Genomic DNA, 17,020 nt, shown 5'->3' with positions numbered 1-17,020 from the left:
TAGCAGCGTTCGCGGACGTAGACTGGGCCACTCCTGACGAGAGTCCTGCCTAAATTCTTCTATTGGAATCTGCATTATGAAGTTGCTTCGCTACGGTCCGATCGGCTTTGAGAAACCCGGCGTCCTGGACGCCGACGGCATTATCCGCGACCTCTCCGGCATTACGTCCGATATCGATGGCCGCTTTCTCGCGGGCGACGGCCTCGCACAATTGAAAGCGGCCGACATCACGCGCCTGCCCGCCGTTGACGCCGGCGTCCGGCTGGGCGCTTGCGTCGCGAACATAGGCAAGTTCGTCTGCATCGGGCTGAATTACGCGGACCATGCGGCGGAATCGAACATGCCGATTCCGGAAGAGCCCGTGGTTTTCAGCAAATGGCTGTCGGCCGTTGTCGGCCCGAATGACGACGTGCGGATTCCGCGCGGCGCCGAAAAAACCGATTGGGAAGTGGAGCTGGGCGTGGTCATCGGGAAGACCGCGTCGTACATCGACGAAGAACAGGCGCTAGAGCATGTCGCCGGCTATTGCGTCATCAACGACGTTTCTGAAAGGGCCTACCAGATCGAGCGCGGCGGCACCTGGGACAAAGGCAAGGGATGCGACACCTTCGGCCCCACCGGCCCCTGGCTGGTGACGCGGGACGAGGTGCCCGATCCCCACAAACTGCGCCTCTGGCTCGAAGTGGACGGCAAGCGCTACCAGGACGGCAGCACGGAAACCATGATTTTCTCCGTCCCCAGCATCATCGCCTACCTGAGCCGATTCATGACGCTACACCCCGGCGACGTCATCTCGACCGGCACGCCGCCGGGGGTGGGAATGGGCCAGAAACCGCATCCGGTCTACCTGCGCGCCGGCCAGACCATGCGCCTGGGCGTCGAGGGCCTGGGCGTGCAGCAACAACGCGTCGTTTCCGCTTGATGCGGCTAAGGAAACCGGAATGAACCACTATGACTTCAGCGGCCAGTCGGCCGTGGTGACGGGCGGCGCGCAAGGCATAGGTTATGCCGTCGTCGAGCGGCTCTTGGCCGGCGGCGCGAAGGTCGCGATCTGGGACAAGGATCCCGCCGCGCTCGCGGAAGCGGTGCAGGCACTGAACGGCAAAGCGGTCTTCGGCGTGCAGGCGGACATCACGGACCTGCGATCGGTCGAAGCCGCGGCGACGCAAACGGCGGAGCGGGCCGGCCCGGTGTCCGTGCTGGTCAACAGCGCCGGCATCGCCGGCGTCAACGCGCCGGTGACGGACTATGGCGCCGACGAGTGGAACAAGGTCATCGACATCAACCTGAATGGCACGTTCAACGTGAACAAGGTCATCGTGGCAGGCATGATCGCGCGCAACTATGGCCGCATCGTCAACGTGGCGTCCATTGCGGGCAAGGAAGGCAATCCCAATGCCGCCGCCTACAGCGCCTCGAAAGCCGCGGTCATCGCCTTCACCAAGAGCCTGGGAAAAGAGACGGCGGGCAAGAACATCGCCGTCAATGCGATCACGCCGGCCGCCGCCAAGACCCGGATCTTCGACCAGATGTCGCAACAGCATATCGATTACATGCTGTCGAAGATTCCACGCGGCCGTTTCGTCGATGTCGCCGAAATCGCATCGATGGTCGCCTGGCTGGTATCGGAAGAGAACTCGTTCACCACTGGCGCGGTCTTCGATCTTTCCGGAGGCCGCGCCACCTACTAGACACCGATGGACCGAACCAGCCGCAGCCGGTGGCGGCTGGTTTCGCAGCGTCAGCATAAACATAAATAACGGAGACAAGCATGAGCTATACAGCGTCGATCGACAAGGCGCCTGGCGACGGCGCGGCCAACGCCGCGCAAGACGTCGCCATCTACTCGAAGGTCTTTTGGCGGTTCATCCCGCTGCTGGTGATCTGCTGGGTCATCGCTTACCTGGACCGCGTCAACATCAGCTTCGCCAAGCTGCAGATGCAAAGCGACCTGGGCTTCAGCGACGCCGTCTACGGCCTGGGTGCCAGCGTCTTTTTCATCGGCTATCTGTTGTTCGAAGTCCCCAGCAACATGATCCTGCACCGCGTGGGCGCGCGCCTCTGGATCATGCGGATCATGGTGACGTGGGGCATCGCGTCGGCCTGCACCGTCTTCGTGACCAACGAGATGGGCTTCTACGTGATTCGCTTCCTGGTGGGCGCGCTGGAGGCCGGCTTCGTCCCCGGGGCGCTGTACTTCTTCACCAAATGGTTTCCCGCGGACCGCCGGGCCCGGATCAACACCATATTCATGTCCGGCATCGCGTTCTGCGGAATCATCGGCGGGCCCATCTCCGGCGGCATCATGAAATTCATGGACGGCGCCCACGGTCTGCCCGGATGGCAATGGCTGTTTATCCTCGAAGGCCTGCCGGCCGTGGTGCTGGGCCTGATCGTTTGGCGCCACCTGGACGACGAAATCGACCACGCCAAGTGGCTTTCGCCGGCCGAAAAGCAGTACTGGTCGCGCAAAGTGGACCAGGACGCCAAGGCGGCCGAGACCCACCATTTCGGCGCCGCCTTGCGCGAACCCGCCACCTACACCCTGTCGCTTATCTACATGTGCCTAGCCGCCGGCATCTATGGTCTGGTCTTCTGGATGCCGCAATTGATCAAGACGGCGGGCACCCAGGACACCTTCACCATCGGCCTGATCTCCGCGCTGCCTTATATGGTGGCGGGCGTGGTCATGATCCTGCTGGGCAAGAACTCGGACCGCACGGGGGAACGGCGCTGGCATCTTGCGCTGACCACGCTGGCCGGCGCCGCCGGCTACGCCATCTGCGGCCTGTACAGCGACAACACCGTCGCGCTGCTGATCGGCCTGACCGTCGCCGCAACCGGAATCATTTCCGCGATCGGGCTCTTCTGGGTGTTTCCGCAGCGCTTTCTGGCCGGCATGGCCGCGGCGGCAGGCATCGCGCTGATCAATTCGATCGGACAATTGGGCGGCATCATCAGCCCGTACATGGTCGGCAAAGTCCGCGACGCCACGGGAAGCGCGACGCTCGGGCTGTACGCAATATCGGCGGCCTGCGTGATCGCCTTCGCATTGATCGCGTGGGGACTGCCCAAGCGGCTTTCAGCCGACCCGGCCTAGGCAAGCAGCGCCCTGCCTCACTTCCCCGACATCGCGCCCGGCAACCACATCGCCAGTCCGGGCACGGCCAGCAGCAACGCGATCATCGCCAACAACGCCACCAGGAATGGCAGCACTCCCACCACCACGTCCATGAACCTGCCTTCGCCCCGCACGCTGTGCACCACGAACAGGTTCATGCCAAAGGGTGGCGTCAACTGGCCCATTTCGCACAGCACGATGAGCATGATGCCGAACCATACCGGGTCATAACCCAGCGCCACCACGATCGGCACGGTCAGCGGCGCCGTGGTCACCAGCATCGCCAAGGTGTCCATGAAGCAACCGAGCAGGATGTAGAACGCGATGATCGCCAGCATCATGCCCAGCGGCGGCAGATCCAGCCCCTGCACCGCGTCCACCAGCATCGTGGTCATGCCGATGGACGACAGCACGAAGTTCAGGAAGAACGCCGACAGCGTGATCAGGATGATCATGCCCGTCGTGCGCAGCGTCGCCTCAAATGCGCGCCCCAGCATGGCCCAGCTGAGCGCGCCCTTCGCCAGGCACAGCAGCATGGCCGCGACCACGCCCAGCGCCGCGGATTCGCTGGCGGTGGCGATTCCGCCATAGATGACGCCGATGACCAGCGCGAAGATCGCCAGCGGCGGTAGCAGGTGCGGCAAGACAGCGAGGCGTTCGGCCCAGCTCACGGACTGCCGGCCGCCCGCCAGGGCCGGCCGCCACAGGCACAGGCCCCCGATCACGGTGATGAACAGCACCAACAGCAGCAGCCCGGGCAAGGTCGCGGCCAGGTAGAGCTTGGGCACTGACACATTGGCGATGAGCGCATAGACGATCATGTTGATCGAGGGCGGAATCAGGATGCCCAGCGTGCCGCCCGCGGCGATGGACCCCAGGAACAGCGGCGCGTTGTAACCCGCCTTGCGCTGCTCGGGAAGGGCCAGCGTGGAGATCGTCGCCGCCGTGGCGACGCTGGAGCCGCTGGTGGCCGAGAACAAGGCCGATGCGCCGATGTTGGCGTTCATCAGCCCCCCCGGCAGCCACGAGACCCACTTGGACACCGCGCCGTACATCTGGCCGGCCACGCCCGAACTGACCAGCAACTCGCCCATCAGCACGTAGAGGGGAATGGCGACCAGCAGGAACTCGGAACTGGAACCCCAAGCCAGTTCGCCCATGGCGTTGACCAGCGACAGCGGGGAATAGCCTTCGGCCAAAGTCACGCCAAGCAGGCCGACGGTGGCGGCGGCGGTCACGCTCAGCGCCAGGAGGCCGAGCAGCATGGAAATCGTCAAGGTAAGCATATGGCGTCCTAGCTTCCGGTTTTCGGGCGGGCCGACGGATCGGCCGATTGCGTTTCTGCCTGGATTTCTTCATCCAGCGTATGAATGCCGATCAGCCCGCTCACGGCCTGCCAGCGTCCCGCCGCGACCGGCCCCAGTGCGCAGGCGCCCAACACCACCACCGTAAGCAGGAAGAACGCATAGCCGGCGAACCACAGCGATTGCGGTATCCATTGCGGCACCTGCAAAGGCGTGTTCGACACAGACCCGAAATGGATGGAGTCGGCCAGCACGCCCCACGCATGGAACGTCAACAGGCCGACGAAGACGCCCAGGCAGGCCAGCGCAAAGCAGTCCAGCGCCACGCGGGCGCGCGGCGACAACCGCGTGTACAACACGTCCACGCGGATATGCGAGCGGCGCAGCAGCGTCAGCGGGAACGCCCAGGCGCTGGCCACGGCCAGCACATAGCCGGCGATCTCGTCGGCGCCGCCCAATGACGTGCCGGCCAGCTTGCGCGCGGCCAGGTCGATGACGATCAACCAGGATGCGGCCAACAGGCCCAGCCCGCCAATCCAGGCGCCGACGCGGGCGACGCGTTCCAGCGCGCGCACGGCGGTGGGGGAAGTCGATACCATGGAATCTCCTTGTTTGCGGGGGGTCATGGCAGCGTCACCTTCAAGGCCTGTCCCACCGATTCGCTCCACGCGCCGGCGCACGCGGCACCGCAGCGCTTGCCCCACTGGCCCGCCACTTGCGACGCCACGGCGCGCAGTTGTTCGCGCTCGGCATCATTGGGCTGCGTGGCCCGCATGTCCGCCGGCGTATGGATACGGCATTCGCCCTGCCCGCTGTTGCAAGCCAGCGCATAGGCGTTCTCGCGAGCCGTTTCGTCCCACAACCGTGCCTCCAGCACGTCGGCCTGCTGCTGCAGCAGCCGTTGCACTTCAGGATCCAGCCGTTGCCAGCGTTGCTCGCCCATGGCGTAAAAGCCGATGGACCAGTCGATGGGCAGGTTGTACAGATGCTTGGCCACGTCGTACCACTTGGCCGCGTTGCCCGAACCGATGCCGGATACCGCGCAATCCACCACGCCCGTCTGCAAGGCCGGGATCACCTCGGCAAAGGCGATGGTCACGGGAGAACCGCCCAGGGCACTGACGAAGTCCGCCATGTTGCGGCCGCGCGTGCGGATCTTGCGGCCTTTCAGGTCTTCAAGGTGATTGACGGGCTCCCGGCAAAAGAACACCTGGGCGGTATACGGCACCGTGGCCAGCAGGTGAACGCCGTGGTGGTCGCGCATGCGGGCCGCCAGCGCGGGACGGTACGACCGCACCATCCTGCGCGCCGTCGCGATGTCCGGCGCCATGCCGGGCAGGTCCACGCCCTCCAGCATCGCGTCGTCGCCGCTGACAAAAGCGAACACGCCCATCCCCACGTCCAGCGCGTTGCGACGCATCAGGCGCAGGATTTCCGGGCCTTTCAAGCCGACTTCGGACAAGCCGGCCAGTTCGGCCGTGACGTGGCCGCCCGAGGCCTCGGGCAATGTCTTTTCCCAGAAGGGCTTTTCCACTGCCGAAAACGTGTAGTTGTGGCTGCCGCCGCCAATCACCTTGAAATGCACGTCCGGCATCTCCTGCGACATCGCCGCCATCGGGACGGCCGCCATCGTGACGGCCGCCAGCAGCGTCGCCATGGTCCTGTGTTTCATTTTTTCCCCTTGCTATTGGGCCCGGCCTGGCCTGCCCGGGCTAACTCACGCGGCCCCGCGGATACCCTCCCCGCGCGGTTCGGCGCGTGCCCGATGCCAATCGGTATGGCGCTGGTAGACCTCAGCCAGGAACAGTGCCAGGCGATCCTCCCCGCCAGGACTCAGAATCTGCAACCCGGTCGGCAGGCCGTCGGCATCCTGGCCATTGGGCACCGACACGCCGCACATCTGCAGCAGATTGCCGATGCGCGTGTAATGCACCGGCGCGTTGCCATGGTCCACCTGCGCCAGCGGCAGGGCCGTCGTCAGCGTGGTCGGTGTCAGCAGCGCCGCAATGCCCCGCATGCGGTGCTGCATGTCGGCTTGCAGGCGATCGCGCTCGCGCAGCGCCGCCAGATAGCGCACGGCAGGCACGTCCAGGCCGACGCGCAGTCGCGGCCGCACCGAATCATCCACGGGCAAGGCCAGGTCCGTGATCTCGCGCTCGAACGAAAAAGCGCCCTCCGTCATCATGATGTCGCCTGTCACCGCCTTGAAATGCGCCAGGCTGGCGGGGAGCTTGACCGTGACGATGCTCGCGCCCAGCGCACGGAACTCGACCAGCGCTTCCTCGTAGGCCGCATGTACGGCGGGCTGCACATCCCGCAGGAATGAATCGGGCAGACGGCCCAGCGTCATGCCGCGCACGTCGAATCGAGGCGCATCGGATGCCTCGGCCCACTCGCCCGGCTGGACCGGAGCCAGGGCATCGAACACCGCGCGCGCATCAGCGGCGCTGTGTGCGAACACACCGACGCTATCCAGCGTCTGGCTCAGCGTGGCCACGCCGTGGGTCGCGATACGGCCCACGGTGGGCTTGAAGCCGGTAATGCCGCAATAGCTGGCCGGCACCCGGACCGACCCGCCGGTATCGGTACCGATGGACACCGGCGCCAGGCGGCCCGCCACCGCCACCGCCGAGCCGCTGCTGGACCCGCCGGGAATGCGATGCACGGCGTCGTCCCACGGATTGCGCGGCGTGCCCATATGTTCGTTGGTGCCCCAGGCCCCCATGGCGAACTGCACCATGTGCGTCTTGCCCAGCACGATGGCCCCCGCCTGCTGCAATTGCCTAACCAGTCGCGCCGTCGTCGCCGCCATGCGTTGGGCGTGGATGGGCGAACCGATCGTGGTGGGACGGCCGGCAATGTCGATGATGTCCTTGAGCGCAATGGGCACGCCATGCAGCGGCCCCAGGTCGATGCCGGCGCGCAACTGCAAGTCGGCGGCGCGCGCCGCCGCCAGTGCCTCTTCGGCGTATACGTCCACGTACGCGTGCAGCCAGCCGTCCAGCGCCTCGATGCGCGCCAGGTAATCGCCCACCACCGTCTCCACGGAAACATCGCCGCGGCGAAGCTGGCCGGCCAGCGCGGCCAGATCCAGGTCGATGCTCATTGCGCCACTCCTTGCACGGCACCGGCCGCGCGCGCCGCGGCAATCGCCCGGTCGATGATCGCGCGCGAACCCACGATGTCCGGAAACTTCTCGCCCCCTTGCAGGCGCGCCAGCGTGGTCTGTTCCCGGGTCTGGAAGTCGATGGCGCGTTGCGCCGCAGCGCGCACGTGCTGCCGAGGCAGTATCAGCACGCCGTTCTCGTCGGCCAGCACGGCATCGCCTGCCCGCACGGCCACGCCGCCGCATACGATGTCGCCGCAAAACTCGCCTTCCAGGCCCAGCACCCGCGTCGTCACCGGGGAAGGCCCTTTGGACCACACCGGCACGCCATGCTGGCGCAGCTCTCCCAGGTCCGTCACCCGCCCATCGACGATAATCGCCGCGACGCCCGCCTGCCGCGCGGCATACGCCATGGCGCCACCCAGCGCCGCGGTCACGGCTTCGCCGCAACGGTCGATCACCAACACGTCGCCCGGACGCACGCAGCCCATCGCATAGTGCAGGATGCCGCCATCCACGCCCGGCATGCGCACCGTCACGGCCGTCCCGGCCACGCGCACGTCACGGCTGTGGGCAAGGATATCCGCGTGCAGGAACCCGGTGGCCTGGAAGTGGCCGATTGTCGCGGGCTCGGCCCGCTGCAACAGCGCCAGATCATCAGGCGGCACCTGCGGAGGCAAAGAACTGATCTGATACATCGTCTGGTTTCACTACAATGAAAAGGGCTAAGGCCCGGTGAATAAAAAGGTAGCACGCACCTATTCGGCCTAAATAATCAAAATTTCGGGCACTTTGAAAGACATTCCTTATCATGCGGATAACCCTTAGCCAGCTTGAGGCCTACTACTGGGCTGCCAAGCTCGGCAGCATCCACGCCGCCGCGCGCCATCTGCACGTCACCCAACCCGCCGTTTCGTCGCGCATCCGCGAACTGGAAAACACGCTGGACGTGCAGTTGTTCGACCGCTCGCGCCAACGCATCTCGCTGACCGATACCGGCCAGGCGGCGCTGCGCCACGCCGAAGCCGCGTTGCACAGCAGCCGGCAGCTCGAACACTTCGGCAAGGATAGAAAGCTTGGCGGGAAATTAAGGCTGGGGGCAGACGAATGTTCCGCCAACGTCGGCCTGACGGCGGTCATCGCGCAGCTCAAGGAACACTATCCTTCGCTGGCGCTGGAGATGACGGTGGATGTGGGCTCCGTGCTCAACCGCATGCTCAATGCCGGCGAACTGGACATGGCGCTGCTGACCAATCCCGCTACCAGCGAGGCGGTGAGCGATGTGTTCATCGGCTGGATGCCCTTTCACTGGGTCGCCTCGCCTTCTCTGCGCATCAACGCCGACCCGTTCCAGCCGGAACATGCCCGCGGCCATCACATCGCCACGCATTCGCCGCCCTCGACGCTGTACACCGTGGTGGAGGACTGGCTGGCGACCGGCGGGGTAGACATGACCGGACTCAGCACCACCAATTCGCTGGCGCTGATCTCGCGGCTGATTGGCGCGGGCCACGCGATCGGCATCCTGCCGGTGCCGCTGCTGCATGACATGCTGGCCATGGGCGTGCTGCAGGCATTACCCAGCGATCCGCCGATTCCGCCCGCCGGCTTCTATATTTCCTATCTGACGGCCGCCCACGGCGCGCACATCGATTCCATCGTGGATATCACCCGCGACACGCTGACGCGGCTGAATTTCCTGGTGCCGGCACAAAGCCCGGCGTAATGCGAAGGGGCCGCGCGCGGCCCCCGGATCATGCTGATCAATCGATCCTGGCGCCGGAGGCGCGCACGACCTCGCCCCATTTCTCGACCTCGCGCTTGACCAGCGTGGCGTACTGGTCCTTATCGGTCAGGGTCGGGATCACCAGCCCCACCGCACCGAGTTTCTCGCGGATCTGCGGCGACTGCATGGCCTTGCCCGTCGCCTCGAACAGCTTCTGGAACACCTCGTCGGGCAAGCCCGCCGGCGCGCTCAGTCCGAACCAGTATTCCGATGAGAAGCCAGGCTGCCCGCTTTCGGCCAGCGTGGGCGTGTCCGGATACACCGGATTGCGCTCGGCGCTGCCGATAGCCAACGCCCGCAGCTTGCCTGCCCGTACATGCGGCAGCACCGTGTCCTGGTTCAAGAACAGGGTATCGACGCGGCCGGCCAGTACGTCGTTGATGGCCGCCGAACCGCCGTTATAAGGCACGTGCATCATGTCCAGCTTGGCCCGCATCTTCAACATTTCCATGCCCAGATGGCCCGAGGTGCCGTTGCCCGACGAGGCATAGGAATATTTTCCGGGTTCCTTGCGCACCATCTCCACGAATTCCGCGTAGCTCTTGGCGGGGAAAGTGGGCGACGTCACCAGCACGTCCACCCCGTACGCCAGGATGGCGATCTGGTCGAGCTGCTCTAGCCGATACGGCAACCGGCTGTACAGCGACTGATTGGTGGCCATGCCGACCCCGGACAGCAGGAGCGTGTAGCCGTCCGGCTTGGCCTGCGTTACGTAGGCCGTGCCGATATTGCTGTTGGCGCCGCCCTTGTTCTCGACCACGACGGTGGTCTGCAGGATCTTGCCCAATTCCGCCGCCAGCAGGCGGCCGATGAAGTCGGTGCCGCCGCCGGCCGGAAACGGCACGACCAGGTTGATCGGCTTGCCCGCCGGGTAATCGGACGCCGCCCAAGCCTGGCCGCCCGCCAGCAGGCTGGCGCAAAGCGCCATTGCCGCCGCCAGGACGCCCCGGCGCGTAGCGCGCGGCTGCCGCGCGGGTGCGCGCTTTCCGTGTATCGCATTCATGATGCCTTGTTCCCTTGATTTATCGATTAGTCTTTGAAATGCCGGGAAAAAGTAGCATGTGGCTCGCAGCCGCCAGTAATCAAAAATGCCCCACGAAATGAAAGATTCTGCTTATCAGCCCGACGCGTCCATGGCCCTTGCCAACAGCGGCGCGCCACGGTCCCCAGCGGCGAATTACTTCAAGGCCTCGCATATACCGCTCTGTACCGGTCTGGCGGTGCTTGCCGCGTTGGCATTCTTGCCGACGGCGTAAGGCAGGCTCGTCTCGCCTGCGCCGACGGCGCATTGACGACAGGCGATCGCCGCGCAGGTCAATCCGCTGGGCCGGACATGTATTCCGTGCACAGCTCGCGCAACACCAGCAAGGCCGGCGGCAGCGTCTTGCCTTCCAGTGTCACGAATACGAATTGCGATGACAGCTCCAGCGCCGGCCGCATGTCGATATGCACCAGCTCGCCACGCTGGATCATGGGCTGCGCGACCTGCAGCACGCCAAAAAATACCGTATCGCTCGTGCGGACCAAATCGACCAGCGCCCGGATATCGTTCGACTGATATTGGATAGCCTCGACAAAATGCACTGGAGGCCCGAAGTAGGCGTTCAGGCGATGCATCACCTCGTCGCTCATGGCGCGGCCACTGGCCGCCACCGCGTAGCGGCGCAAGGCCTCGAATTGCAGCGCGCTTTCCGAGGCCAGGGGATGGCCGGCGCGAACAACGAAACCGAGCGGCGTGCGGGGAAAGAAGCGCAAGTGCAGATCGGGATCCGCCGGAATGTGATTACGGTGCACCACCAGGGCATCCACGGCGCCATCCCGCAGTTCCTGCAGTTGCATCTCGGGCGTGCCCCCGCTGAGCAACAACTTGACCGCGGGATAACGCTGCATCATTTCGCGCAGCAGTGGCAAAGACAGGATGGCGGTCGGCGTGGGGCCCAGGCCCAGCCGCACCGAGCCGCCGGCATAGTCGGCCAGCAGCGTGGCGCTGCGGCACAATTCCGCCAGCTCGACCCGGATGCGGCGCGCCCGCACAAGGGCCAGTTCGCCCAGCGCCGTCAGTGTTTTCCCTTTGTCGCGCTCCAGCAAGCGCCCGCCCACGGCTTCTTCCAGCGCATGGATGCTGCGACTCAGCGCTGGTTGCGTCAGGTGCAATTTGGCCGCTGCACGGCTGAAAGACCGCGTTTCCACCAAAACGAGAAAATGCTCAAGCTGTTGCAGGTTCATCGCGATCTCAACATTATGACGCGGCGATTATGACTAGATGACAGATTATGCATTGGACGTCATGGAACTGCCTACCTAGAATTCGGGAACTTAACCGACCGACTTCTCCTGGAGCGTTACGTCATGGCCTCTGTTTCACCTTTCCCGCAGTTGGCTTTTACCCTTCTACGACGCTTGCCGGGGCTGGCAGCCGCCAGCGCCATCGCGCTGACCTTTGCCATGCCCGCCACCGCCGCCGACTGGCCGGTCCGCCCCGTGTCGGTGTACGTTCCCGTCGCAGCCGGCGGCGCAGCCGATGCGCTGGCGCGCGCTTGGGCCGCCTATGCCTCCAAGGCCATTGGCGGCACGGTAGTCGTGGAGAACAAACCGGGCGCCAACGGCAGCATCGCGGCCGCCTATGTGGCCAAGCAGCCTGCGGACGGCTATGCGCTGCTGTTCGGCAGCACGTCGAATATGTCGGTCAACCCATTCACCTATTCGCACCTGACCTACAACCCCACTCGCGATTTCGACCCCGTCACGAAGATCGCGGGAACCTCCCAGGTACTGGTGGCGAACCCCGCTTCGGGCATACGTTCGGTGAATGATCTGGTCAAGCAGGCCAAAGCGAATCCCGGGCGCCTGAATTATGGCTCCGCGGGGATTGGCAATTCCACCCACCTGAACGTGGCCTTCCTGGCCGAACATTTCAAGATCGAGATGTCGCACGTGCCGTACAAGGGTGCCGCGCCGGCCATGATGGATCTTATTGGCGGGCAGATCGACCTGACCTCCGATGCGCTCACCGGCGCGGTGCCGCAGGTCAAGACCGGCAAGGCCGTGCCGCTGGTGATCTTCGGCTCCGACCGCGTCGCGCAGTTTCCGGACGTCCCCACCATCGCCGAGGTCGGTGTGTCGGGCTTTCCGGGCGACGCATGGTATGGCCTGATGGCGCCCAAGGGCACGCCGCCCGAAATTGTCGCCCGCTTGACCGACGCCACGCGCAAGTTCTGGGCGGATGAAGCGGCGCGCAAGCAGATGGACGAGATCTACATGACCCCGCCCAAGGCCCTGGGCCCCGAGTCGGTCGCGCAATCCATGAAGACGGAAGCCGATGTCTGGGGCCCGATCGTCAAGCGACTGGGCATACGCAACGACTGATCCGTGCCGGGCGGCATGCCCGGCGCCCTCTCCGAGACACCCATGAACGACATCCATACTCCGCCACTGGCGCAGGCCGTCGAACACTTGCCGCGCGGCGAGGATTTTCTGCTCTGGCCGCCCTGCCTGCAGTCTTATGGCTACCGCATCGTCGACCGCCTGTTCGCGACCCGTACCATCCGCCGCGGTGAGCATCCGCGACCGCTGCCCCGCGCGCCTGAACTCGACGTGCGCTACACCCTGGACCGCGAGACGCGAGGCGTCAGCGACCTGATGGACCGAAACAACGTGGCAGGCCTGTTGGTGCTCCACCGCGGCCATATCGTGCTGGAACGCTACGGGCTGGGCTTTCAGCCGCACGAGCGCTGGTCGACCATGTCCACCGTAAAGTCGATGACGGCAATGCTGGCCGGCGCCGCCCTGCACGACGGCGCGATCGCCAGCCTGGACGATCCCGTAACGCGTTACGTGCCGGCGCTGGCGCAATGCGCCTACGATGCCGTGACGATCCGCCATCTACTCACGATGTCGTCCGGCATCGCCTGGGAAGAGAACTACACCGACAAGCTATCGGATGTGAACCGCTACAGCAAGTCGCTTGCCGACAAGGTGCCCGGCGGCGTGCTGGCGCTGTTGCGCGCCTGCCCCCGCGCCCATCCTGCCGGTTCGGCCTGGCACTACAACACCGGAGACACCTATCTGCTGGGCGCCGTGCTGAGCGCGGCGACGGGCGGTACGCTGGCCGACTACATGTCCGCACGCATCTGGCAACCCTGCGGCATGGAGTTCGATGCCTACTACACGCTGGAATCCGACGATGGCCAGGAAATCGGCGGCAGCCGCGCGGGCATGGCGCTGCGGGACATCGGCCGATTCGCCCAGTTCGTGCTGGACGACGGCATGGCCGACGGCCGGCGCATCCTGCCGGAAGGCTGGGTTGCGCAATCGTCGGCGCCGGCGTTCGCCATACCGTCCGATCAGCATGCGGCCCATCGGCGCGCGTTGGGGCTGTCGGCCTATGGATACAGCTGGTGGCTGCGTAACGATGGCGCCATGATGGCCATGGGACACTCCGGCCAGCGCATCTTCATCGACGCCGCGGCAGAGCTTGCCGTGGTGCAGCTGGCGGCCTACCCCGAGCCGCGCTATGCCAGCGTCAACGAGCCCGACCGCGACGCCGAGCTGAACGCCTTCTTCGCCGCGCTGCGCCAGGCGACGGGAACCCGCCATGACTAAGCGCGCCGCCATGATCTCCGCGGCACAGCCCGAGGCCGCGGAAGCCGGCGCCCGTGTGCTGATGGAGGGCGGCAATGCCGTGGACGCGGCCGTGGCCGCGGCGTTCACGCAATGCGTGGTCGACCCGCTGATGGCGGGCATCGCCGGCTACGGCACGTTGCAGATTGCCATGCCCGACCGCGGCGTCCATACCTGCGTTGATTTCTGCGCCCGCGCACCAGCCGCCGCACGGCCGGACATCTGGGCCGGCCTGCAAGTCAACGAAACACCCGATGGCTATGCCTTCGTAGTCGCAGGCAACGTGAACGAAGCGGGCTATCAGTCCATCGGCACGCCCGGAACCCTGGCCGGACTGGCGCACGCCCTGTCACGCTACGGCACCTGGTCATTCACCGACGCGCTGGAGCCTGCGCTGGCGCATGCCCGCGACGGCGTAGTGGTGCGGCCCCACATGTACCAATACGGAGCGCTGGACCGCGCCCGGGGCGGCATGCTCGAAACGAACCGCAGGCTGGCGCTGACGGCGACCGGCCGCGCCGTCTACCTGGGGCAGGATGGCGTATTCAAGCGACCCGGCGAGCGGCTGCGCAACCCGGACCTGACCGCGACGCTCGAACATCTGGCTCGGGCGGGCGCGGGCGACTTCTACCATGGCGAAATCGCCGACCGCATCGTCGCCGACATGCGTGCGCACGGCGGCCTGCTATCGGCGGAAGACCTGAACAACTATCAGGTCACCGAGGTTGCGCCCATATGGGGCGACTACCGCGGCTGGCGCGTCGCGGGCTTTCCGCCTCCGGCCGGCGGCGTGACATTGATCCAGGCGCTGCATGTGCTGGCGAACTTCGACGTGGCGGCCCTTGGCCACAACAGCGCGCAGTATCTGCAGCTGCTGGCCGAAACGTTGAAATGGGTCACGATCGACAAAGACACCCATGTGGGCGATCCCGATTTCGTGCCCGTGCCGCTCGACCACCTGCTGTCGCAAGAACATGCGGCGGCCCTTGCCGGGCGTATCCGCGCACAGGTCCGCGCCGACGTCACGCGGCTTTCGCCCGGCCTGCCGCCCGAGCCTCGCGACACCACCCAAGTCTGCGTCATCGACGCCCAGGGCAACGCCGCCACGCTTACCCATAGCCTGGGCACCAGCTCGGGCATCATCACCGACGGGTTGGGTTTCCTCTACAACGGGTTGCTCAGCGGTTTCGATCCGCGTCCGGGCCGGCCGGCCTCGATCGGTCCGGGCAAGCGCCGCACCAGCTCGCAGTGCCCGGTGCTGCTGTTTCGAGATGGCCAGGTACACGCCGCCTTGGGCGCACCCGGCGGCACAGCGATTCCCTCGGCCCTGACCCAGACCGTGGTCAATCTTGTCGACTTTGGCATGACCGCGCTCGAAGCCGTGGCCAGCCCGCGCATTTCGGTGACCAGCAACGCGGTTGAAGTCTCCAACCGTATTCCGCGTTATGTGACCGACCCGCTCACCGCCCAGGGCCAGACCGTGACTCGATCGCATCTGAGCTATGCCTTCGCCGCACCGCATCTGGTGCTGCGGGCAGGCGACGCGTTTCAAGGCGGCGCCGATCCCCAGCGGGATGGTGTGGCGCTACAGGTGATGCAGCCGCAGCGTTAGGCCGGCATGGCCAATGCCGAACCAGGACGGCGTCGTATGCCGGTCGGGCGCCTTGCGTCGCTAGAAGCAAGCAACGGCTCCATTCGGGGGAGAACGGCGCGTCACCCTGACTTGACACAGGAAATCGAACCTCCAGAGGTGCAATCCGGATGCAGGTCGCGCCACTCGGAGCCGCCGACGTAGACGCCACGGCGATGGTCAACCCATATCGCGTGGCACGTACCCAGCGGATTGGGCGAGACGGTGGGAAAATGTCCCTTCTCGCGTAGCGCAGCCCAGATCGATTCCGGCACCGTACTTCCCATCTCAAACGAATTCCCACGAGCCAACATGCGCGGATGCTCGATGGCCTCCTGAACGGACATACCATAATCTACGATATTAGCGAGTACCTACATTTGCCCCGCCGGCTGGTAGTGTCCGGGCGCCCCTTACTCCGAGGGGCTCCGCCGTTACACAATGTGGCCAGCGATAGCTGGGAACTCAGTTTGACTCGATGAGGCGCGGCCCGGATGCCGGGACGCTCGCAACCCGCATCAACCGGAGGACATACACATGTACATCATCATGGGGGGCACCGGCCACGTCGGAGCGGCTACCGCGCGCGCTTTGCTCGCGCTTGGCGCGGAGGTAACCATAGTTACCCGCTCGGCGGCTCGCGCCGCGCACTGGCGCGCTTGGGGCGCCGACATTGTCCAAGCCAATGTGGAAGACGTGGCGTCATTACGCGCCGCGTTCCGGCGTGGCCGACGCGCTTTTCTACTGAATCCTCCGGCGGACACCACCACCGACACCGACGTCGTCGAAAGACATACCGTTGCGAACATACTCGCCGCGCTCGAGGGATCCGGGCTTGAAAAGGTCGTTGCCGAATCGACAGGCGGCGCCCAGCCGGGTAGCCGCATTGGCGATTTGAACGTGCTGTGGGAACTGGAAGAAGGGCTACGGGCCCAGGCGTTGCCGGCGGCCGTGAACCGTGCTGCTTACTACATGAGCAACTGGGACGGGTTACTCGAAACGGTGCGCAACACCGGCGTGTTGCCCAGTCTTTTCCCGGCGAATCTCGCCATTCCGATGGTCGCGCCGAAAGATCTGGGCGAAGTCGCAGCTGCCCGTTTAATGACGTCTCTCGACGACCGCGGCGTCCGCTACGTAGAAGGCCCGAGGCGGTATACACCCGGCGACGTAGCGCGAGCGTTCGCGGAGACCTTGGGCCGGCCTGTCGAGGTCCACGTCGTACCGCGAGCGGAATGGCAGCAGACGTTCGTCAGCCAGGGGTTTTCTGAAGCCGCCGCTGAATCCTATGCCCGTATGACCGAGGTGAGCGTCGACAGCGGCTTTGACTTGTCGGACACCCCGCTGCGCGGATCGACCACCCTGGAGGCTTACATTCGGGACCTGGTGGTCCATGGCTGAGGTAGCCAGCCACTGAGTACGCCACGACGCGCACGCTAACCAACGGACGGGCACG

General features: G+C 65.4%; 16 protein-coding genes. 8 read left to right on the top strand and 8 right to left on the bottom strand.

Annotation, left to right across the window (positions count from 1 at the left end):
• Window positions 1-76: 76 nt before the first annotated feature.
• From CQ050_RS06610 to CQ050_RS06600, 3 genes are all read left to right on the top strand, one after another.
• Complete coding sequence (locus CQ050_RS06610) at window positions 77-922, top strand: fumarylacetoacetate hydrolase family protein (protein ID WP_105556017.1); 846 nt, start codon at window positions 77-79, stop codon at window positions 920-922.
• A 19-nt stretch (window positions 923-941) separates the two neighbouring features.
• Window positions 942-1,691: an SDR family NAD(P)-dependent oxidoreductase gene (locus CQ050_RS06605; protein WP_105556016.1), complete on the top strand. Its 750-nt coding sequence runs from the start codon at window positions 942-944 to the stop codon at window positions 1,689-1,691.
• Between the two features lie 80 nt (window positions 1,692-1,771).
• Complete coding sequence (locus CQ050_RS06600; protein WP_105556015.1) at window positions 1,772-3,100, top strand: MFS transporter; 1,329 nt, start codon at window positions 1,772-1,774, stop codon at window positions 3,098-3,100.
• A gap of 17 nt (window positions 3,101-3,117) precedes the next feature.
• Here the strand turns inward: CQ050_RS06600 and CQ050_RS06595 are convergent, their stop codons facing one another.
• From CQ050_RS06595 to CQ050_RS06575, 5 genes are read right to left on the bottom strand one after another with little or no spacing between them, the layout of a single operon-like run.
• Window positions 3,118-4,407 (bottom strand): TRAP transporter large permease, encoded by a 1,290-nt coding sequence (locus CQ050_RS06595; RefSeq protein ID WP_105556014.1) that lies wholly within the window; start codon window positions 4,405-4,407, stop codon window positions 3,118-3,120.
• A gap of 8 nt (window positions 4,408-4,415) precedes the next feature.
• On the bottom strand, window positions 4,416-5,024 hold the full coding sequence (locus tag CQ050_RS06590; protein ID WP_105556013.1) for a TRAP transporter small permease subunit: 609 nt from the start codon (window positions 5,022-5,024) through the stop codon (window positions 4,416-4,418).
• A 23-nt stretch (window positions 5,025-5,047) separates the two neighbouring features.
• On the bottom strand, window positions 5,048-6,097 hold the full coding sequence (locus CQ050_RS06585) for a TRAP transporter substrate-binding protein (protein WP_105556012.1): 1,050 nt from the start codon (window positions 6,095-6,097) through the stop codon (window positions 5,048-5,050).
• 45 nt (window positions 6,098-6,142) lie between these two features.
• Window positions 6,143-7,531 (bottom strand): amidase, encoded by a 1,389-nt coding sequence (locus tag CQ050_RS06580; protein ID WP_105556011.1) that lies wholly within the window; start codon window positions 7,529-7,531, stop codon window positions 6,143-6,145.
• Window positions 7,528-8,229: an RraA family protein gene (locus CQ050_RS06575; RefSeq protein WP_105556010.1), complete on the bottom strand. Its 702-nt coding sequence runs from the start codon at window positions 8,227-8,229 to the stop codon at window positions 7,528-7,530. Before CQ050_RS06575 ends, CQ050_RS06580 begins: the two co-directional genes overlap by 4 nt.
• A 113-nt stretch (window positions 8,230-8,342) precedes the next feature.
• Between CQ050_RS06575 and CQ050_RS06570 the strand changes: the two genes are divergently transcribed.
• On the top strand, window positions 8,343-9,257 hold the full coding sequence (locus tag CQ050_RS06570; protein ID WP_105556009.1) for a LysR family transcriptional regulator: 915 nt from the start codon (window positions 8,343-8,345) through the stop codon (window positions 9,255-9,257).
• Window positions 9,258-9,294: 37 nt separating this feature from the next.
• Here CQ050_RS06570 and CQ050_RS06565 read toward each other — a convergent pair whose 3' ends face one another.
• Both CQ050_RS06565 and CQ050_RS06560 read right to left on the bottom strand, forming a co-directional pair.
• Window positions 9,295-10,320 (bottom strand): tripartite tricarboxylate transporter substrate binding protein, encoded by a 1,026-nt coding sequence (locus CQ050_RS06565; protein ID WP_105556008.1) that lies wholly within the window; start codon window positions 10,318-10,320, stop codon window positions 9,295-9,297.
• Between the two features lie 311 nt (window positions 10,321-10,631).
• On the bottom strand, window positions 10,632-11,543 hold the full coding sequence (locus tag CQ050_RS06560) for a LysR family transcriptional regulator (protein ID WP_105556007.1): 912 nt from the start codon (window positions 11,541-11,543) through the stop codon (window positions 10,632-10,634).
• Between the two features lie 123 nt (window positions 11,544-11,666).
• Between CQ050_RS06560 and CQ050_RS06555 the strand changes: the two genes are divergently transcribed.
• Genes CQ050_RS06555 through ggt form a run of 3 tightly spaced genes read left to right on the top strand, consistent with a single transcriptional unit; the run spans window position 11,667 to window position 15,549 of the window.
• Window positions 11,667-12,683: a tripartite tricarboxylate transporter substrate binding protein gene (locus CQ050_RS06555; protein WP_233213835.1), complete on the top strand. Its 1,017-nt coding sequence runs from the start codon at window positions 11,667-11,669 to the stop codon at window positions 12,681-12,683.
• Window positions 12,684-12,725: 42 nt separating this feature from the next.
• Window positions 12,726-13,919: a serine hydrolase gene (locus CQ050_RS06550; protein ID WP_105556006.1), complete on the top strand. Its 1,194-nt coding sequence runs from the start codon at window positions 12,726-12,728 to the stop codon at window positions 13,917-13,919.
• A complete protein-coding gene (ggt, locus tag CQ050_RS06545) occupies window positions 13,912-15,549 on the top strand; it encodes a gamma-glutamyltransferase (RefSeq protein ID WP_233213834.1) in 1,638 nt (545 codons plus the stop codon). The genes CQ050_RS06550 and ggt overlap by 8 nt, the downstream gene beginning before the upstream one ends.
• Before the next feature lie 101 nt (window positions 15,550-15,650).
• Here ggt and CQ050_RS06540 read toward each other — a convergent pair whose 3' ends face one another.
• Window positions 15,651-15,929 (bottom strand): gamma-glutamyltransferase, encoded by a 279-nt coding sequence (locus CQ050_RS06540; RefSeq protein WP_255410163.1) that lies wholly within the window; start codon window positions 15,927-15,929, stop codon window positions 15,651-15,653.
• 175 nt (window positions 15,930-16,104) lie between these two features.
• Between CQ050_RS06540 and CQ050_RS06535 the strand changes: the two genes are divergently transcribed.
• Entirely contained in the window at window positions 16,105-16,965 is an 861-nt protein-coding gene (locus CQ050_RS06535) for an NmrA family NAD(P)-binding protein (protein WP_105556005.1), read from the top strand.
• Window positions 16,966-17,020: the final 55 nt, after the last annotated feature.

It is taken from the genome of Achromobacter sp. MYb9, assembly GCF_002975275.1.
In the GTDB taxonomy this organism is placed as follows: Bacteria; Pseudomonadota; Gammaproteobacteria; order Burkholderiales; family Burkholderiaceae_B; genus Achromobacter.
This window is presented reverse-complemented; position numbering and strand designations above follow the sequence as displayed.

What these genes read in the sequence shown, in the direction of transcription:
- CQ050_RS06580 (WP_105556011.1), bottom strand. Translation starts at nt 7,531, where the DNA reads ATGAGCATCGACCTGGATCTGGCCGCGCTGGCCGGCCAGCTTCGCCGC.
- CQ050_RS06585 (WP_105556012.1), bottom strand. Translation starts at nt 6,097, where the DNA reads ATGAAACACAGGACCATGGCGACGCTGCTGGCGGCCGTCACGATGGCG.
- CQ050_RS06555 (WP_233213835.1), top strand. Translation starts at nt 11,667, where the DNA reads ATGGCCTCTGTTTCACCTTTCCCGCAGTTGGCTTTTACCCTTCTACGA.
- CQ050_RS06550 (WP_105556006.1), top strand. Translation starts at nt 12,726, where the DNA reads ATGAACGACATCCATACTCCGCCACTGGCGCAGGCCGTCGAACACTTG.
- CQ050_RS06535 (WP_105556005.1), top strand. Translation starts at nt 16,105, where the DNA reads ATGTACATCATCATGGGGGGCACCGGCCACGTCGGAGCGGCTACCGCG.
- CQ050_RS06560 (WP_105556007.1), bottom strand. Translation starts at nt 11,543, where the DNA reads ATGAACCTGCAACAGCTTGAGCATTTTCTCGTTTTGGTGGAAACGCGG.
- CQ050_RS06570 (WP_105556009.1), top strand. Translation starts at nt 8,343, where the DNA reads ATGCGGATAACCCTTAGCCAGCTTGAGGCCTACTACTGGGCTGCCAAG.
- CQ050_RS06565 (WP_105556008.1), bottom strand. Translation starts at nt 10,320, where the DNA reads ATGAATGCGATACACGGAAAGCGCGCACCCGCGCGGCAGCCGCGCGCT.
- CQ050_RS06600 (WP_105556015.1), top strand. Translation starts at nt 1,772, where the DNA reads ATGAGCTATACAGCGTCGATCGACAAGGCGCCTGGCGACGGCGCGGCC.
- CQ050_RS06575 (WP_105556010.1), bottom strand. Translation starts at nt 8,229, where the DNA reads ATGTATCAGATCAGTTCTTTGCCTCCGCAGGTGCCGCCTGATGATCTG.
- CQ050_RS06605 (WP_105556016.1), top strand. Translation starts at nt 942, where the DNA reads ATGAACCACTATGACTTCAGCGGCCAGTCGGCCGTGGTGACGGGCGGC.
- CQ050_RS06610 (WP_105556017.1), top strand. Translation starts at nt 77, where the DNA reads ATGAAGTTGCTTCGCTACGGTCCGATCGGCTTTGAGAAACCCGGCGTC.
- CQ050_RS06590 (WP_105556013.1), bottom strand. Translation starts at nt 5,024, where the DNA reads ATGGTATCGACTTCCCCCACCGCCGTGCGCGCGCTGGAACGCGTCGCC.
- CQ050_RS06595 (WP_105556014.1), bottom strand. Translation starts at nt 4,407, where the DNA reads ATGCTTACCTTGACGATTTCCATGCTGCTCGGCCTCCTGGCGCTGAGC.
- ggt (WP_233213834.1), top strand. Translation starts at nt 13,912, where the DNA reads ATGACTAAGCGCGCCGCCATGATCTCCGCGGCACAGCCCGAGGCCGCG.